Origin of the sequence: Rhodococcoides corynebacterioides NBRC 14404 (assembly GCF_001894765.1) — a bacterium.
Lineage (GTDB): Bacteria > Actinomycetota > Actinomycetes > Mycobacteriales > Mycobacteriaceae > Rhodococcoides > Rhodococcoides corynebacterioides.
Genome location: NZ_BCWV01000004.1, coordinates 122,174 through 138,145 on the forward strand (window position 1 = coordinate 122,174; position 15,972 = coordinate 138,145).

Sequence of the window (15,972 nt, forward strand, 5' to 3'; positions counted from 1 at the left end):
CCCGACGCGGTGACACCTACGTCGACCCGGCGTCGCTCCTGCGCGGAACCACGATCCGGTTGAAGCCGCCTGCGACGTCGCGGCGGGCGATCACCAGGTACGCAGACCGTCGGGGGCAGCGGGAACCGCGTGACGACCACCGGCGGCCGGGAAGTCGTCGGCCATCATCGCCGCGAGCTCGACGAAGGCGTCGCGGGTGCGCGGCCGGAGCCGGTCGAGTTCGACGACGGACCCTTCCGCGAGGTGCTCGTCGAACGGGATCACCACGACGGCGCGGCATCGCGCCAGGAAGTGCCGGGTGAGTTCCTCCATGTCGATGCTCGCGGCACCCGGCCGGTTCGCGCTCACGACCACCACCGTGCGCTCGACCAGGTGCGCGTAGCCGTGCAGGCCCAACCAGTCGAGCGTGGCGGCGGCGCTGCGGGCTCCGTCGACCGCGGGTGAGCTGACCAGGACCAACGCGTGCGCGAGCGAGAGCACCCCGTCCATGGCGGAATGCATGATGCCGGTGCCGCAGTCCGTGAGAACGATGCCGTAGTGGGTGCAGAGAGTCTCCACCACTGCGCGGTAGTCCCGGTCCGTGAACGCCTCCGACGCGGCCGGATCCCGTTCGCCCGCCACCACCTCGAGGCGGGACGACGACTGCGACGTGTGCAGGCGAACGTCGGCGTAGCTGCGGATGTAGGGGCGTGCGGCCAGGAGATCGCGCACGGTCGAGGTGGTCTGCCGCGGAACCCGCTCGCCCAGCGTGCCGAAGTCCGGGTTCGCGTCCACTGCGACCACGTTGTCGCCGCGGAGCGATGCGAGCACCGATCCCAGTCCGACCGTGACGGTGGTCTTGCCGACGCCACCCTTGAGGGAGAGCAACGCGATGCGGTAGTCGCCGGTCACCGGCTGGGTGATGCGATCGTGGAGGTTCTGGCGACGGACCTCGGCTGCCGACGCTCGTCGGCCGAGCATCGTGTCGACGGCCCGCCGCCACACACCGGACGACGTCGACCCTGCCGTGGTCGGCGCGGTGCGGTCGAGGGCCGGCGCGGCGCGGCGCGGACCCGCGGCCTGCAGGCCCGGACCTGCACCCGGTGAGGAGCTGCCCAGCGGCGCGGACGGTCGAGACGCGGGATCCGGAGCAGGACGATCGAACGGGCGATCGGCCGGGGGACGTCCCTCGCCCGCACGGTTCGCGCCGTAGGGGTCGGCATCGGTCGTGGCGGGCCCGCCGTTGGCGGACGACGTCGATCCGAGCGGGTCGTACCCGTACGGGCCGGAGCCGAGCGGATCGGAGCCGTAGGGAGAATCGGAGCCGTGCGCGGCACGATCGGCCCCGGAGCGATCGCCGTCGCGGGAATTCGACGCCGGCGGGTCGGCCGGTTCGGGTGGCAGCCACGTCCCGTCCGCCGCGTCGAATCGGGTCGGGTCGAATCGGGTCATCACGCCTCCCCTCGTGGGTCTCGGCGCTGCCCCCCGGTGCGCGCCCCCGTCGAGACGGAACGCTACCAAAAGGCACGTCGGCGCACCTCGACCGGCGATTCGTGCCATTCGGGAACGGTCAGGCGCGGGGATGCGCCCGGTCGTGCACGGCGCGCAACCGATCGACCGACACGTGGGTGTAGAGCTGCGTCGTCGCGAGGGAGGCGTGACCGAGCAACTCCTGAACCACTCGGAGGTCCGCTCCACCCTCGAGCAGATGCGTCGCCGCGGAATGGCGCAATCCGTGCGGTCCGAGGTCGGGCGCCCCGGGAACGGCGTCGAGAACTCGATGCACGACGGTTCTCGCCTGACGCTGATCGAGGCGCCCCCCGCGCGCGCCGAGGAGCAGAGCGCTCCCCGATCGCGGAGTCGCGAGCGACGGGCGACCACTGTCGAGCCACACTGACAGCGCACGCTCGGCCGGCACCCCGAACGGCACGACACGTTCCCGGTCGCCCTTGCCCAGCACCCGGACCACCCGTCGGTCCCGGTCGACGTCGTCGACGTCCAGACCGCAGAGTTCCCCCACCCGAATGCCGGTGGCGTACAGCAACTCCACGATCAGATGATCACGCAGAGCGAGCGGGTCATGCTGCTCGGCTCCGAGCGCCGCCGCGGACAGGGCCTCCGCGGCCTCTCCGGCCCGCAGCACCCCCGGCAGCGTGCGATGCGCGGCCGGTGCCGCGAGGGACGCGCCCGGATCGGTCGCGATGATCTCGGACTCGGCGAGCCATGCCGTGAAGGTGCGCACCGAACTCACCCGTCGGGCCACGGTGGTGCGGGCCGACCGACGCGAGACGTCGGCGAGCCAGGCGCGCAGCGCGCGCCGGGTCACCACCTCGTCGAGTTCGCCGTCGGGATCCACCTCGAGGAACGCGAAGAGCGACTCGACGTCGGAGAGGTACGCGCGGACGGTGTGCGCCGATCGACCTCGCCGGTAGGTCAGGTGATCGGCGAACCGCGCCAGCAGGCGGGACTCAGGCCTCGGCTGCCGCGAGGTCCTTCTTCCACGTGCGGAATCCCTCTTCGGTGCGACCACGCCGCCAGTATCCCGACACGGAGGCCCACTCGGCGGGAACGCCACGCTCACGGCGCACGTAGGGACGGATGTGGTGCATGACCGCGTCGGCCTCACCGTGCACGAAGACCTGCACCGGGCCCGGTCGCCACTCGACGGCGCGCACGGCGGCCACCAACGGGGCGTGGCCGCCGACGACGTTCTCCGGCGCCACGTCCGCGGACGCGCCCCGGTACACCCACTGCACCTCGACACCGGCGGGGGCGGTGATCGGCAGGCGGTCCCCCGGCCCGGCCACCTCCACGACGGCCACCCCGCGGGCGTCCTCGGGCATCGCGCGGAGCGCGGCGGCGAGCGCGGGGAGTCCGGTCTCGTCGGCGGCGAGCAGATGCCACGCGGCGTCCTCGCGCGGGGCGTAGGCGCCGGCGGGGCCGTAGAACGAGAGACGCTGCCCCGGTTGTGCGCTCGACGCCCAGGGGCCGGCGACGCCCGACTCGCCGTGGACGACGAAGTCGATGGCGATCTCGCGCGCGGCGCGGTCGACCTCGCTCACCGTGTAGGTGCGCAGCACCGTCTCCCCCGCGACGTCGAAGTGCAGCTTCACGTAGCCGTCCGTGAACTCGCTGGGTTCGAACTCGTCGAATCCGGGATCACCGAGCACCACACGAACGAGGTGGTCGGCCACCTTCTCGGTGCGCCGAACGGTCAGGGTGGTGATGCGACGTGCCACGTGTTCTCCGATCGGGCCGCGCCATGTGCACAGCCGAGTAAGCCTTACCTAAGTCTCACTCGACCCTAGCGCACGCGGCGCGGCCGCGGCATCGGCGCGCAGCAGCGTACGCGTCAGTGCGCGGCGTCGTACGCGTCCTGGATCTCCTGACTGATGCGGCCGCGGGTCGAGACCTCGAACCCGTTCTCCTTCGCCCAGGCGCGCACCTCGCTCAGGTTCTGCCGACTCTTGCTCGACCCGCCCGATCCCGACGCGCGACGCGTCTTCCGTCCACCGACCTTTTCGGCGTGCTCGATCCAGAAAGCGAATTGGTCGTACAACTCGTTCGCGTGCTTGTGATTCAGGTCGATCGAGTAGGAGACCCCGCCGACGGAGAACTCGACCGTTTCACCCTGACCGTCCTTGATCAACGAGCCGTCGACATCGTCGATCATTTGCACCGTCGTCCGTCGCGCCATTTTTCGCTCCTCGTCCGTGACCCCGTGAATTCATTCGAAGATAACAGACGAACGCACCGATCAGCGGATCCGGTCACGCCGATTCGAGACGGTTTCACGAAATTCGCGTGCAACAGCCGTTGCATTGTCCGAGCGCCGACGACCGCCGATCGGGGAACCGATCGCGAAGGCGATCGACGGGCCCCGGTAAACTGCACCTCACGCACCACCGTCCGCGTCGACGACGGCGGGCGGGCGAAGGGACCGAGGGCATGGCGCAGAACGTATTTGCGCCGACCGGTCGTTACGTTCCGGGCCGACGACACACTTTTCTGGACCTGTTCAGCGGATCGGGCGGGATGAGTTGCGGTTTTCACCGCCAGGGCGGCTTCGAGGTGGTCGGTGCCGTGGACGCGCAACTTGGAAAACCGTCCAGCACCCGCGGGTCGCTCGAATGCAATTCGTCCTACGCCGCGAATATCGGACGAGCCCCGCATGCGGTGGACCTCGGCACCATTTCCGCCCGGGAGTTGTCGGACCTGATCGCACCCGCGCTCGCCGGCCGACCCCTGGACGTCCTCAGCGCCTGTCCACCCTGCACCGGGTTCTCGCGCGCGAATCCCACCAACCATGCTCGCGACGATCCCCGCAATTCACTGGTCGCCCGCGTCGCGGACGTCGCCCGTGAGTTCCGTCCCGCGGTCGTCGTGATGGAGAACGCGCGCGAATTGGTCGGGGGGAATTTCCGGGGTCATCTCGACGCCCTGCGGCGCCGCCTCGAGGACGACGGGTACACCGTCGACGCCTCCGTGCACATGCTCTCCGATCTCGGGTTGCCCCAGAAGCGGGAGCGATCGGTCGTCGTCGCGGTGCGCGGCGACCGTCCGCTGATGACGCTGTCGGATCTGTGGACCGGCTGGCGTGTTCGACCGGACGCGGTGACCGTGCGGCGCGCGATCGCCGCACTGCCCCCCGTCGAGGCGGGTGTCGCCCACCCCGACGATTCCCTGCACGTCTCGCCCAGCATCGGTCGGGAATCCACCCGTCGGCGCCTGCGCGCCATTCCGCACGACGGCGGATCCTGGCTCGATCTCCGGTCGACGCCGGGCGGCGAGGAGCACCTGACGCCTGCGATGCGCCGCTCGATCGCCGCGGGCCGCCTCGGGTCGCATCCCGACGTCTACGGGCGCCTGTGGTGGGATCGGCCGGCGCCCACCGTCAAACGCGAGTGCGGCCACTTCGGCAACGGGCGATACACCCACCCCGAACAGGACCGACTCTGCACCGTACGAGAGCTGGCTCTGCTCAACGGCTTTCCCGCGGACTACCGGTTCCGCGCCCGCTCCCTGTCCAACATGTACCGCCACATCGGGGACGCCGTTCCACCGCTGATCTCCGCCCAACTGGCCACGATCGCCGCGTGGATCCTCGGCGACGACCACACGCACATGCCGACCCCGCACGACGCCGTGCTCGCCGGCACCTCGCTGCGGGTGGAGGACATCGAGGCCGAGTCGCTCTCATCCGGACACCCGGACCCAGCCGGACCGCCCCCGGCGCGCGTACCCCTCGACCTCGAGGACCACCAGCGCTGACCGCACCGCGGCCACCGGAATCCCGGACGTCACCGACACCTCCTCCGGCTGCACCGCCCCCGCGGTCGGCAACGCGTCGAGGGTCCGCGCCGCCGTCTCCGGCAACGCATCGAGCCGCCGACCGAAGAGCGAGTCCCGCTCGTCCGACGCACCCATCTCCGACCCGACCGGGCCGATCTCGGCGACGACGTCCTGCGCTCCGGTCACCAACACCGCCTCGCCCTCTCGGATCATCCGATGACACCCCGCGGACGACGCCGACGTCACCGGCCCCGGCACCGCCACCACCGGCCGCCCCACGGCGCGCGCCCACGACGCGGTGTTGCGCGCACCACTGCGCCACCCCGCCTCCACCACCACGACACCGTCCGCCAGCGCGGCGACCAGTCGGTTCCGGGCCAGGAACCGGTATCGCGCCGGCGTGGTCCCGGGTGGGTACTCGCTCACGACCGCACCCTGCTCCGCGATGCGCTCGAGCAGGCGCGTGTGCCCGGCCGGGTACGCCCGGTCCACCCCACAGGCCAGAACCGCGATCGTGGTGCCACCCACGCCGAGCGCCGCCCGGTGCGCTGCCCCGTCGATGCCGTACGCGGCGCCCGAGACCACCGTCCACCCGTCCACCGCCAGGTCGCCTGCGATCTCCGCCGTCACGTGATCGCCGTAGGACGTCGCCGCCCGCGTGCCGACCACCGCCACCGCCTGCTCGGTGGACGACGCGAGGTTCGCCGACCCCCGCACCCACAACGCCAACGGCGCCGCCGCGTCCCGTCGTGCCACCGGATCGAGCCGATCCAACGCCGTGAGCCGCCACGACGGCCACTCCGCATCGGTCCGCACCACCAATCGGCCGCCCAGCCGCGCCAGCGTCGCCGTCGCCTCGATCGGGTCCACCCCGGCCCGCGCCGCCATCCGCTCGCGGATTCTCGCCGGCACGTCCCCCACCCGCACCGCATCCGCGGCGCCCAGCACCCCCCGCTCGGTGACGAGCTTCTCCAGCTCCGGCGACGGACCCAACGCCACCATCGACAGATACGCCCATGCGGTCCGTTCCCGATCCGTCGTCACGCCCCCACCCCCGCCGAGCCGAGCGAGACCTGCTCACGAAACGACATCGCCGACACCACGCAGTCGACCTCCGGAACCACGGCGCCCTGCAGATCCGCCAACGTCCACGCCACCCGAAGGATGCGATCCGCCCCGCGTGCGGTGATCGCCCCGCGCCGCAAGGCACGCTCCACCGGCGCCAACGCCTCGCGCGAGAGTCGAAATCGTTGTCGCAGCGCGGAACCCGGCACCTCGGCGTTGGTGTTCCACCCGTGATCGCGCCAGCGGTCACGGGCCGCGGACCGGGCGTCGGCGACCCGCGTGCGCACCGCGGCCGAGCTCTCCCCCGGCCCATCGGCGAGCAACCCGCCCGCATCGGCCTGCAACCCGAGGCGCAGGTCCACGCGATCGAGCAAGGGCCCCGACAGCTTCCCCAGATAGCGACGCCGAGCCGCCGGAGGGCAGACACACGCGACCGCGCGCGGCGCCGCGCACGGACACGGATTCGCGGCGAGCACCAGTTGGAACCGGGCGGGATAGCGTGCGACGCCGTCCCGACGCGCGATGCGGACCTCGCCGTCCTCGAGCGGCGTCCGGAGGGCTTCGAGAACCCGCACGGACATCTCGGCGCATTCGTCGAGGAACAGGACCCCGTGATGCGCGCGACTGACCGCGCCCGGTCTCGCCAGTCCGCTGCCGCCGCCGACCAGAGACGCCACCGAGCTGGTGTGGTGCGGCGCGACGAACGGCGCCGAGGTGACCAGCGGCCGCTCGGGCGTGAGCGTCCCCGCCACCGAGTGGACGGCGGTCACCTCGAGCGACTGCTCTTCGGTGAGCGGCGGCAGCAGACCCGGAAGACGCCCGGCGAGCATCGTCTTCCCGACCCCGGGCGGCCCGGTGAGCATGAGGTGGTGGGCGCCGGCCGCGGCCACCTCGACGGCCCACCGCGCCTCGGCCTGACCCACCACGTCGGCCAGGTCCGCGTGGTCGTCCCCACCCGGGTCGGCCACGCACTCCGGGGTGGCGAGGTCACCGCGCCCACGCAGCCACTCGACCACCTCGCGCAGGTGCGCCGCGCCGCGTACCTCGATGCCGCTCACCAATCCCGCCTCGGCCAGGCTGTCGGTCGGCACGATCACACGGTGTCGGTCCGCCCGTCGCGCCGCCAACACCGCCGGCAGGATCCCCCGGACGGAGCGCACGCGTCCGTCGAGGGCCAACTCCCCCAGCAACACGGTCGAGAGCAGAGGCTCGGCCGGTACCACCCGCGCGGCGCCGAGCACCGCGCAGGCCATCGCCAGGTCGTAGACGGACCCCATCTTCGGCAGCGTCGCCGGCGACAGCGCCAGCACCACCTTCGACACCGGCCAGTCCTGTCCGGAGTTGCTGACCGCGGCGCGCACGCGATCCCGCGATTCCTGCAGCGCGGTGTCGGGCAGACCGACCACGTGCACACCCGGCAGCCCGCGCCCCACGTCGGCCTCGATCTCGACGAGCACGCCGTCGATCCCGGTGACGGCGACCGAGAACGCGCGACCGAGCGCCATCAGAACGCGCCCGGCAGATGCGTGATGCGCGGTTCCATGCCGTCGGAGACCAGCACCTCGACGATGTCGAAGCGCACCGGCACCCACGGGCCGGACCGCTCGGCGAGCCAGAGTCCGGCCAAGCGATGGAGCCGCGCCGCCTTCGCCGGCGTCACCGCCTCGGCCGGGGTGCCGAACGCGGTTCCGGAGCGGGTCTTGACCTCGACGAAGATCACGGTGGTGCCGTCGGCGGCGACGAGGTCGATCTCGCCGTGTCGGCAGCGCCAGTTGCGGGCCAGCACGTCCAACCCGATCGCCGTCAGGAAGGACGCCGCGGCGTCCTCCCCGAGCCGCCCCAGGTCCCGCGTGGCCGGTCGGGCCACCCTGTCCTCGACCTGCCGGTGTTCGACCTGCCGGCCGTTTCCGGCCGTGTTCGCATTCCTACCCACGCGTGTCCGCCCCTCGTCCGCACCGACTCTCGGTACGCGAGCGACACAGTGGCCGACGGCGGCGACGCGGACCGTCGCGTCACCTGGGCGAACACTCGACCCGGGGACGAACCCGGGCCTGTGGAGAACCGATTACTCCGGCAGACGCAGATCCGGCTTGTCGAGCTCCTCGATGTTCACGTCCTTGAACGTGATCACCCGGACGTGTTTGACGAAGCGCGCGGGCCGGTACATGTCCCACACCCAGGCGTCGGACATCCGCACCTCGAAGTAGATCTCGCCGTCGGCGTTCCGCGGAATCATCTCGACGGAGTTGGCGAGGTAGAAGCGTCGCTCGGTCTCCACCACGTAGGTGAACTGGCCGACGATGTCGCGGTATTCGCGATACAGCGACAACTCCATCTCGGTTTCGTACTTCTCGAGATCCTCGGCACTCATGGCTTCATCATCCCGCATCCACCACCTGCGAGCGCCACCGACCCGCGCTTGTCGCTCGCTCCGTCACGCCGGCGACGTTGGCCCACGAGCGGCGGTGGTCGTCGCACGGCCCGAGGCGTGCGAGCGCGTCGGTGTGGGCGGCGGTGTTGTACCCCTTGTGCACCGCGAACCCGTACCCGGGCAGCTCGGCGTCGAGGCGGCGCATGATGCGGTCGCGATGAACCTTGGCCAGCACACTGGCGGCGGCGATGCACGCCGCGGTGGCGTCGCCCCCGATCACCGGCAACGACGGCACGGGCAGACCGGGCACCCGGAACCCGTCGGTGAGGACGTACCCCGGCTCGACCGACAGGCCGGCGACCGCGCGCCGCATGCCCTCGATGTTGGCCACGTGGATGCCGATGCGGTCGATCTCCGCCGCCGGGACGGTGACGATCGCGTACGCCGTGGCCCACCGAATGACCTTCGGGAACAACGCTTCCCGGGTCGGTTCGCTGAGCTTCTTGGAGTCGTCGATCGTGTCCAGGGCCGCACGCGCACGATCACCGAGAATGCAGGCCGCGACGACCAGCGGACCCGCACACGCGCCTCGTCCTGCCTCGTCCACGCCCGCGACCGGCCCGAGCCCGCTGCGGACCAGGGCCGACTCCATGGTGCGCAGGCCGCCGGCACGCCGGATCACCGTGCGGGGCGGCCACGAGGTACGGGAGAGCCGGACGAGCGTCGTCACCGCTGCTGAATGTCCGGATCGTCGATGAGGCCCCACCGTCCCGGCGGAAGGACGATGGCCTGCGCCTTGCCGATGACGTTGTCCACCGGCACCGTGCCCTGCAGCTCGTCCGCGACGTGGAAACGGGAGTCCGCGGAGTTGCTGCGGTTGTCCCCCATCACCCAGACGTTGCCCTCCGGCACGGTGACCGGCCCGAAGCAGCGGCCCGAGCGAATGGGAGTGTCACATGTCAGAGAGTTCGGGACGAAGTCGAAGTCCATGGTGATGTAGGGCTCGTCGAGCGGCCGACCGTCCACCAGAACGCGCCCCTGCTCGTCGCAGCACTCGACGGTCTGGCCTCCCGTCGCGATGACGCGCTTCACCAGATCGTTCTCGTCCGGAGCGACCAGTCCGACCAGCGACCCCAGTTCCTGGGCGCCGCGGACCACGACGTTCGACGACCGCGTCGAGACGAAGTCGCCGTCCCACGACGGCGGACCACGGAAGACGACGACGTCGCCGGGCTGCGGATCGCCGAATCGGTAGGACACTTTCTCCACCACGATGCGGTCGCCCGTGCACCCGTTGCACCCGTGCAGCGTCGGTTCCATCGATTCCGAGGGAATCAGGTAGACCCGCGCGACGAACGTCTGCAGCAGGAAACTCAGAACCAACGCGACCAGAACGAGGATGGGCAGTTCACGCCAGAACGAGCGCTGCTTCTTCTCCGAACGTCGGGACCGCCGGTCGTCCTCGTCGTGTCCGGGTACCGGGGTCTGCGAGTCCGTCACGCGTACACACTAACCGCGCGTCGGACGGGGTCACCAACGACGGGGCAGGATGCGGCCGGGCCGCCCGACCCCCGACACGACGACGGCCGGCCCGCGGGAGCGAACTCCCGCGAACCCGGCCGGGTCACGCAGCGCGACGATGTCAGCGCTTCTCCTTGATCTTCGCGGCCTTGCCACGCAGTTCGCGGAGGTAGTACAGCTTGGCGCGACGCACGTCACCGCGAGTCAGCACCTCGATCTGGGCGATGTTCGGGGTGTGGACCGGGAACGTCCGCTCCACGCCGACACCGAAGGACACCTTGCGGACCGTGAAGGTCTCGCGGATGCCGCCACCCTGACGTCGAATCACGACGCCCTTGAAGATCTGCACGCGCTCCTTCGAGCCCTCGATGACCTTCACGTGCACGTTCAGAGTGTCGCCGGGGCGGAACTCGGGGACGTCGCTCCGCAGCGACTGCTTGTCCAGGAAGTCCAGGGTGTTCATGTCTCATCCTTGCTGTGACGTCTGCCGAGCAGAGGACCCGAGCGGCGACCGTTCGATCGACAAGGACCGACGGCGCTCGACTGGTTCGTGCTCCGAATGGGTGTCACCCGCCGTTCGTGCACGCCGCAGCGCGCCCGGCCCCGGGCAACCCCACGATTGTGCCAGACGGACCGTCGACGACGGAAATCAGCGTGCGGCGACACTCTCGCGGTCGGTGTCGGCGGGTCGCTCGGCGTGCGGCGGGGGTGCCGGAACGACGATGCGGTCGAGCACGTCCTCGGCGGCGGCGCGGACGTGTGCCGCGTCGGGCTGCCCGGCGATGAGATCCTGCGTCCAGATCTTGGCCCGCACGACGGGTCGGCGCACGTTGCGCTCGCGCCGCACCGCACGCGCCATCCGCTTGGGCCGACGGGTGTACCGCCACCGCGCCCACGGCGACCCCGGCCGCCCGAGGCGCAGGGCACCGACGAGCAGCAGCGGCAGGAAGAACAGCCCCACCAGCCCGGTCCAGATCTTGCCCTTGGCCAACACGATCGCGGCGAGCAGCAGGTTCAGAGCCGCCAGAGCCACGATCAGCGCACGCACCACCGGATCCGGATCGTCCCGGAATCCTGCGACGTCGAAGAATTCGAGCGGTCGCAGACCGAACAGCAGCATCACCGTGACCGCGACGGCGACGAAGACGGCGTCGACGGAGGTGCGTCCCTGCTCCGCCCAGTACACGTCCTCCAGATAGAAGATGAGCGCGAACTCGTCGAGGACCAGCGCGGCCCCGATGCCGAAGAACGTCGCGAGGACCGCGCCGGTGGTCTGCGTGCCGTCGACGTACACCGCGACGAGCGCGACCCCGGAGACCAGCATGCAGACGGTGCCGAACACCACGTGGTGCACGTGGTGCCCGCCCGGGGTCACGTTGCCCGGCCACCACCGCACCCGAGCGCGAATCATGCGGACGCTGAACCGAATGAACGCGAATCCGGCGAGGAACCCGACGAGGAAGAACAGCAGCGGAATTCGACCCTCGTCCGACATGTGGTCGATCCACCGCGTGATCATGGCCGTCTCACCTCTCACCCGTCACCGCCGACGGGTGCGGGAAGCATACCGCCGCACGCCGGCGCAGGTGAGGGACCGAACGGTCAGCCCAGACCCGCGCGGCGCAGCGCGTCGGCCATCGACCCGGTCGCCGCCGGCGCCTCCCGACGGCCGCCACGGTCACCCCGGTCGGCGCGATCGGCGCCGGCCCGGCCGGACCGCGACGACCGCGCGTTCTGCTCCCCCGTGCGCGGCCGGCCCCGGTCGCCACCTCGGGAGCGGCCGTCACCGCCGTCGCGGGGTCGGCTCCGATCCGGCGTCGACGTGCTCCCCGGCTCGTCGTCGAGGCGCAGGGACAGCCCGATGCGCTGGCGGGGCACGTCGACCTCCATCACCTTGACCTTGACCACCTGCCCCGACTTGACGACGTCACGGGGATCGGAGACGAACGACCGGGACATGGCGGAGACGTGCACGAGTCCGTCCTGGTGGACACCGACGTCCACGAACGCACCGAAGGCGGCGACGTTGGTGACGACGCCCTCGAGCACCATGCCGGGGGTCAGATCGGCGACCTTCTCGACCCCGGCCGCGAAGGTCGCGGTGGTGAACTCCGGACGGGGGTCACGGCCGGGCTTCTCGAGTTCGGTGAGGATGTCGGTGACGGTGGGCAGGCCGAACCGATCGTCGACGAACTGCTGCGGTCGCAGCGTCCGGAGCACGGCGGTGTTGCCCACGATCTCGCGGACCCCCACCCCGGCGGCGTCGACGATGCGCCGAACCACCGGATAGGCCTCGGGGTGGACGCTGGACCGGTCGAGGGGGTCGTCCCCGTCGGTGATGCGGAGGAAGCCCGCGCACTGTTCGAATGCCTTCGGCCCCAGCCGGGGGACGTCCTTCAGCGCCGCGCGCGTCCGGAACGGTCCGTGCGCGTCGCGGTGCGCGACGATGGATTCCGCGAGCCCGGTCGCGACGCCGGACACCCGCGCCAGCAGCGGCACCGAGGCGGTGTTGACGTCGACGCCGACGGCGTTCACCGCGTCCTCGACGACGGCGCCCAGGGAGCGCGCGAGCATCGTCTCGGACACGTCGTGCTGGTACTGGCCGACACCGATCGACTTGGGGTCGATCTTCACGAGTTCGGCGAGCGGGTCCTGCAGGCGACGGGCGATGGACACCGCCCCGCGGATCGAGACGTCCAGGTCCGGCAGTTCCCGCGAGCCGTAGGCCGAGGCCGAGTAGACGGAGGCGCCGGCCTCGGACACCACGGCCTTGGTGAGCGTCGTGTTCGGCAGCGCCGCCACCAGTTCCGCCGCGAGCGCGTCCGTCTCGCGGGACGCGGTGCCGTTGCCGATCGCGATCAGGTCGACGCCGTGGCGTGCCACCAGCCCGGCCAGCGTGGCCAGCGACTCCGCCCACTTGCCCTGCGGCTTGTGCGGATAGATCGTCTCGTGGGCCACCACCTTGCCGGTGGCGTCGACGACCGCAACCTTGGTGCCGGTGCGATACCCGGGGTCGAGACCCATCGTGGTCCGCGCACCGGCCGGGGCGGCGAGCAGCAGATCCTCGAGGTTCGAGGCGAACACCTCGACGGCCCGCTCCTCCGCCGCCTGTCGGAGCCGCTGGCGGATGTCGAGCCCGAGTCCGACGAGAATCTTGGTGCGCCACGCCCACCGCACCGTGTCGAGCAGCCAGCGATCGGCGGGACGGCCTCGGTCGGCGATGCCGAACCGGGCGGCGATGCGCGTCTCGTAGACCGTCGGGGTCCCGCGCGGGATCTCCTCGTCGTCCGGCTCGGGATGCATGGTCGGGGCCAGCACCTCCTCCTTCTCGCCGCGCAGGACGGCGAGCACGCGGTGGGAGGGGACGGTGGTGAACGGCTCGGAGAAGGCGAAGTAGTCGGAGAACTTGGCGCCCTCGGCTTCCTTGCCGTCGCGCACGGTCGCGGTCAGCCGTCCGCGTGTCCACATCGTCTCGCGCAGTTCACCGACCAGATCGGCGTCCTCGGCGAACTGCTCGACCAGGATCGCGCGAGCGCCGGCCAACTGCTCGTCGTCGAAGGACGCCGGATCGGTGGTGGGATCGCCGAGCAGGGCGTCGGCGACGGGCTGGTGTCCGGCTTCGCGCGCGATCTGCGCCTTGGTCCGTCGCTTCTGCTTGTACGGGAGGTAGATGTCCTCGAGTCGCGTCTTGGTGTCCGCCTCCGCGATGGACGCCGCGAGGTCGTCGGTGAGCTTGCCCTGGCTGCGGATCGACTCCAGGACCGTCGCACGACGCTCGTCGAGCTCGCGGAGGTACCGCAGCCGCTCCTCGATGGTGCGGAGCTGGGTGTCGTCCAGAGTGCCGGTGGCTTCCTTGCGGTACCGCGCGATGAAGGGGACGGTGGCGCCCCCGTCGAGCAGGTCGACGGCAGCGCGGACACGCTCCTCGGCCACCTCCAGCTCGTCGGCGATCCTGCGGTTCACTGATGTCGGAGCGGTCGTCACGGCGGTCGACCCTACAGCGCCCGGTATCGTCGTCCACAGCACCGCACGTGCGGTGCGGAAAGTTCGAGAGTTCGAGAATTCGGTGACAACGGCGTCGACGTACGGCTTCGGCCGGTCGCGAATGCGGCAGTTCCTCCCTCACCCCGTCGCGCGGTGGGCCTTCCTTCCGATCGCGGCCCTGGCCGTCGCGTGCGGTACGCCCTCCGGCGCCGTGGTCGTGACCGACGCGCCGGCGGCCGAGCCCTTCCCCGCGCCGGACATGACACCGGCGCCGGATCCACAGAGCCGCCTGCAACAGGCGGTGGACGGCGCGGCGGAGCGCGGCGCCGTCGTGTCCATCGGGTACCTCGATCGGCGAACCGACACCTATCGCGGCATCGGTGACGACGATCCCGTCGAGACCGCCTCGGTGGTCAAACTGTTCGTCGCCGACGACCTGCTGGTGCGGTCCTCCCGAGGCGAGATCGACCTGCCGGCCGAGGTCCGCGAACGGATCGCGCCGATGCTGTCCTCCTCGGACGACGATGCGGCACAGGTACTCTGGGACTTCGCCGGGGGCAGCGACCTGGTCGCCCGCGTCGCGGAGCGGTACGGGCTGGGATCGACCACCGCGTCGGACGACGGCATCTGGTGGAACACCCGCACCACCGCCCGCGACCTGGTCACGTACTACGACGCCCTGCTCGACGGACGCGGCGGCCTCTCCCCCGCCGACCGCGACACGATCCGCACGGACCTCGAGCGCTACACCCCGCTCGGTACCGACGGCTACCCGCAGACGTTCGGCATCCCCCGAGCGCTGCCCGGGGAGTCCGTTCGCGGGGTCAAGCAGGGGTGGATGTGTTGCGTGGACGGCCGGTGGATCCACCTGAGCACCGGATTCGTCGGCACGGACGAGAGGTTCGTCCTGGCCGTGCTGTCCCGCGAGGAACCCTGGTACGGCGCGTCCGGCGGTCGGGACGACACCACCGACACGGACGTCGTCGACGACGACGGGGCGAAGCACGCCCGCATCACCGTGACCGGAGCCCTGAGGATTCTGTTTCCCGACGGGGTGATCGACTAGAGCAGGTCGGGTCGACGCTCCCGGGTGCGCGCGAGCGATTGCTCTCGCCGCCACTCCTCGATGCGAGCGTGGTTGCCCGACAACAGCACCGACGGAACCTCGAGATCGCGCCACACCGCGGGTCGCGTGTACCCGGGTCCTTCGAGAAGACCGTCGGAGAACGAATCCTGTTGATGCGACCGTTGATTGCCCAGAACACCGGGGATCAGTCGTGTGACCGCCTCTGTCATCACCAGTACCGCGGCCTCACCGCCGATGAGGACGTAGTCGCCGATGCTGACCTCTTCGACCCGCATCCGCCGGGCCGCGTCGTCGAACACCCGCTGATCGATGCCCTCGTACCGTCCGCAGGCGAAGACCAGGTGCCGCTCGCGCGACCACCGTTCGGCGGTGCGCTGGGTGAACGGAACCCCGGCCGGGGTGGGCACCACGAGGATCGGGTCGTCCGCATCCGCCGTGACGTCGTCCAGCGCGTCGCCCCACACCGTCGGCGTCATGACCATGCCGGGACCACCGCCGTACGGCGAGTCGTCGACGGCCTTGTGGACGTCGTGCGTCCAGTCCCGCAGGTCGTGCACGCCCACCGACACCAGACCGCGCTCGATCGCCTTGCCCAGCAACGCCGTCCGCAGGGGCTCGAGATACTCGGGGAAGATGGTGACCACGTCGAGCCGCAACGCGGCTGTGACCGCGT

The 15,972-nt window shown here is 71.0% G+C and carries 16 protein-coding genes; 2 read left to right on the forward strand and 14 right to left on the reverse strand.

Features of this window, described 5'->3' with window-relative positions:
* Positions 1-90: 90 nt before the first annotated feature.
* The 4 genes from RC2_RS18435 to RC2_RS09915 form a co-directional block, all read right to left on the reverse strand.
* Positions 91-1,098: a MinD/ParA family ATP-binding protein gene (locus RC2_RS18435; RefSeq protein WP_371828704.1), complete on the reverse strand. Its 1,008-nt coding sequence runs from the start codon at positions 1,096-1,098 to the stop codon at positions 91-93.
* A gap of 451 nt (positions 1,099-1,549) precedes the next feature.
* Complete coding sequence (locus RC2_RS09905; protein WP_068151361.1) at positions 1,550-2,440, reverse strand: tyrosine recombinase XerC; 891 nt, start codon at positions 2,438-2,440, stop codon at positions 1,550-1,552.
* A 7-nt stretch (positions 2,441-2,447) separates the two neighbouring features.
* A complete protein-coding gene (locus RC2_RS09910; protein WP_068151329.1) occupies positions 2,448-3,218 on the reverse strand; it encodes a siderophore-interacting protein in 771 nt (256 codons plus the stop codon).
* A 113-nt stretch (positions 3,219-3,331) separates the two neighbouring features.
* Positions 3,332-3,676, reverse strand: coding sequence for a histone-like nucleoid-structuring protein Lsr2 (locus tag RC2_RS09915; RefSeq protein ID WP_068151332.1), 345 nt, complete (start codon positions 3,674-3,676; stop codon positions 3,332-3,334).
* Between the two features lie 251 nt (positions 3,677-3,927).
* On the opposite strand from RC2_RS09915, the gene RC2_RS09920 reads away from it, so the two are divergent.
* Entirely contained in the window at positions 3,928-5,250 is a 1,323-nt protein-coding gene (locus tag RC2_RS09920) for a DNA cytosine methyltransferase (RefSeq protein ID WP_072681363.1), read from the forward strand.
* Here RC2_RS09920 and dprA read toward each other — a convergent pair.
* The 9 genes from dprA to RC2_RS09965 all read right to left on the reverse strand — a co-directional run bounded on the left by dprA (position 5,176) and on the right by RC2_RS09965 (position 14,212).
* Positions 5,176-6,273, reverse strand: a complete 1,098-nt coding sequence (gene dprA / locus RC2_RS09925) for a DNA-processing protein DprA (RefSeq protein ID WP_072681437.1) — start codon at positions 6,271-6,273, stop codon at positions 5,176-5,178. The genes RC2_RS09920 and dprA overlap by 75 nt on opposite strands.
* A gap of 38 nt (positions 6,274-6,311) precedes the next feature.
* The gene (locus tag RC2_RS09930; RefSeq protein ID WP_072681364.1) at positions 6,312-7,841 is read right to left on the reverse strand and encodes a YifB family Mg chelatase-like AAA ATPase; all 1,530 of its coding nucleotides are present in this window, start codon (positions 7,839-7,841) and stop codon (positions 6,312-6,314) included.
* Positions 7,841-8,203, reverse strand: a complete 363-nt coding sequence (locus tag RC2_RS09935) for a YraN family protein (protein WP_068150383.1) — start codon at positions 8,201-8,203, stop codon at positions 7,841-7,843. The genes RC2_RS09930 and RC2_RS09935 overlap by 1 nt, the downstream gene beginning before the upstream one ends.
* 198 nt (positions 8,204-8,401) lie before the next feature.
* Complete coding sequence (locus RC2_RS09940) at positions 8,402-8,707, reverse strand: DUF2469 domain-containing protein (protein WP_027505026.1); 306 nt, start codon at positions 8,705-8,707, stop codon at positions 8,402-8,404.
* Positions 8,708-8,714: 7 nt separating this feature from the next.
* Positions 8,715-9,437, reverse strand: coding sequence for a ribonuclease HII (locus RC2_RS09945; protein ID WP_072681366.1), 723 nt, complete (start codon positions 9,435-9,437; stop codon positions 8,715-8,717).
* Entirely contained in the window at positions 9,434-10,207 is a 774-nt protein-coding gene (gene lepB, locus RC2_RS09950) for a signal peptidase I (protein ID WP_068150380.1), read from the reverse strand. Before lepB ends, RC2_RS09945 begins: the two co-directional genes overlap by 4 nt.
* 142 nt (positions 10,208-10,349) lie before the next feature.
* Positions 10,350-10,691, reverse strand: a complete 342-nt coding sequence (gene rplS / locus RC2_RS09955; protein WP_068150377.1) for a 50S ribosomal protein L19 — start codon at positions 10,689-10,691, stop codon at positions 10,350-10,352.
* A gap of 186 nt (positions 10,692-10,877) precedes the next feature.
* On the reverse strand, positions 10,878-11,747 hold the full coding sequence (locus RC2_RS09960; RefSeq protein WP_139277370.1) for a hypothetical protein: 870 nt from the start codon (positions 11,745-11,747) through the stop codon (positions 10,878-10,880).
* Between the two features lie 83 nt (positions 11,748-11,830).
* Positions 11,831-14,212: a Tex family protein gene (locus RC2_RS09965; protein WP_174552311.1), complete on the reverse strand. Its 2,382-nt coding sequence runs from the start codon at positions 14,210-14,212 to the stop codon at positions 11,831-11,833.
* An 82-nt stretch (positions 14,213-14,294) separates the two neighbouring features.
* Between RC2_RS09965 and RC2_RS09970 the strand changes: the two genes are divergently transcribed.
* Positions 14,295-15,278 carry a serine hydrolase gene (locus RC2_RS09970; RefSeq protein WP_245811061.1) on the forward strand — a complete coding sequence of 328 codons (984 nt, stop codon included), beginning with the start codon at positions 14,295-14,297 and terminating at the stop codon, positions 15,276-15,278.
* On the opposite strand, the gene trmD is transcribed toward RC2_RS09970, so the two are convergent.
* Positions 15,275-15,955, reverse strand: coding sequence for a tRNA (guanosine(37)-N1)-methyltransferase TrmD (gene trmD, locus RC2_RS09975; protein WP_068150397.1), 681 nt, complete (start codon positions 15,953-15,955; stop codon positions 15,275-15,277). The two genes, RC2_RS09970 and trmD, sit on opposite strands and share 4 nt — an antisense overlap.
* Positions 15,956-15,972: the final 17 nt, after the last annotated feature.

Coding starts and splice junctions, on each gene's coding strand:
- RC2_RS09930 (WP_072681364.1), bottom strand. CDS start 7,841: ATGGCGCTCGGTCGCGCGTTCTCGGTCGCCGTCACCGGGATCGACGGC.
- rplS (WP_068150377.1), bottom strand. CDS start 10,691: ATGAACACCCTGGACTTCCTGGACAAGCAGTCGCTGCGGAGCGACGTC.
- RC2_RS09940 (WP_027505026.1), bottom strand. CDS start 8,707: ATGAGTGCCGAGGATCTCGAGAAGTACGAAACCGAGATGGAGTTGTCG.
- RC2_RS09920 (WP_072681363.1), top strand. CDS start 3,928: ATGGCGCAGAACGTATTTGCGCCGACCGGTCGTTACGTTCCGGGCCGA.
- RC2_RS09960 (WP_139277370.1), bottom strand. CDS start 11,747: ATGATCACGCGGTGGATCGACCACATGTCGGACGAGGGTCGAATTCCG.
- dprA (WP_072681437.1), bottom strand. CDS start 6,273: ATGGTGGCGTTGGGTCCGTCGCCGGAGCTGGAGAAGCTCGTCACCGAG.
- RC2_RS09915 (WP_068151332.1), bottom strand. CDS start 3,676: ATGGCGCGACGGACGACGGTGCAAATGATCGACGATGTCGACGGCTCG.